Consider the following 1,244-nt stretch of genomic DNA (forward strand, 5'->3'; position numbering starts at 1 on the left):
TGCGAGTTGCACGATGCGCATGAGCCCAGTGAGCCGTGCGCGTGTGAACACTGCGCCATCAGCCGCCGACCCCCACGTGAACCGCACGAGTACGTGCCGGCGATACCGCCGCTCAGGCCTCGCGACGGTCCCGGCGCAGCAGGTCGCCGACGTCGACCACGTCACGAACCGCGGGCGACGCCGGCTCGAAATACTCTGCGCGGCCCACATGATGGGCCGCGGCCACCCACGCCGACGGCATCGATTCAATCCTGGTGTTCAGTGCGCGCACGTTGGCGTTGTAGAGCCGACGTGCGGCGGCGATCCGGTCCTCGGTGTCGGCGAGTTCACGCCGCAGCGCGTCGTATCCACGCACCGCCTGCACCTGCGGGTACTGCTCGGCCAGCGCCTGCATCCGGGTCAGCGAGGTGCTCAACGACTCCTCGGCTGCGGCGACCGCGACGACGTCGGCGTCGTCGCGCGCCGTCAACCGTTGTGCGTCGGTGCGGGCACGCGTGACCGACTCGAGCACACCCTGCTCGAATGATGCCGCCTGACGCACGGCCGCAACGAGATTGGGTACGAGGTCATGGCGGCGCTGCAACTCGACGTCAACCTGCTTCCACGACTCGGCCACGAGGTTGCGCAGTCGAACGAAAGTGTTGAACGCCGACAGGTACCACAGCCCGGCACCTGCGAGGACGACCACGACGACGATCACCGCGGCCCAGGTACTCATGACACGCTCCGCTCACCCGGACTGGCTGACACACCGAAATCGGTCCAGATGAATCTCGGGATCCCGTCGGCGATCAGCGCCATCGCGGCGAACACCTCCGAGATGTGGTGTGGCCGATTCCCGAGGGTCGTCACGGCGACCAGGCTGTCGCCGACGATCTCGAACTTCGTCATGATCACCGCGCCGCTCGTGCGGCCCAATTCGGTGAGGCGCTCGATGGTACGTGGCGTGAACACCGCGTGCGCGAAGGCCGGATTCGTCGAGTAGACACTGAATCTCTCGTTGAAGTCCGCCGACTCGAACAGCACGCGTTCTCCGGTGGTGGCGTCGATGGTGACGCCCATCGTCAGTCGCGGCAGCGCCGCAGGCAACCGGAGGGTGAACACGTTGCGGTAGTGCGTCGTCAGATTCACCCGGTTGTTGTTGAGCCAGGTGTAGTGAAAGTACGTTGCCGGATACTCGCCGATGCGACCGGTCATCGCGTCGCGCACCCGCTTGCGTCGGGCCCGCCCGACGGAGAACGGTG

General features: G+C 66.5%; 2 protein-coding genes. Both read right to left on the reverse strand.

Annotated features, from left to right (window positions below):
* Window positions 1-112: 112 nt before the first annotated feature.
* Complete coding sequence (locus B1964_RS29580) at window positions 113-718, reverse strand: LemA family protein (protein ID WP_079932316.1); 606 nt, start codon at window positions 716-718, stop codon at window positions 113-115.
* On the reverse strand, window positions 715-1,244 hold a 530-nt coding region (locus B1964_RS29585; RefSeq protein ID WP_139765978.1), incomplete at its 5' end, for a DUF3137 domain-containing protein. The genes B1964_RS29585 and B1964_RS29580, both read right to left, overlap by 4 nt.

This window comes from Gordonia sp. i37 (genome assembly GCF_002043085.1).
GTDB classification, from domain to species: domain Bacteria; phylum Actinomycetota; class Actinomycetes; order Mycobacteriales; family Mycobacteriaceae; genus Gordonia; species Gordonia polyisoprenivorans.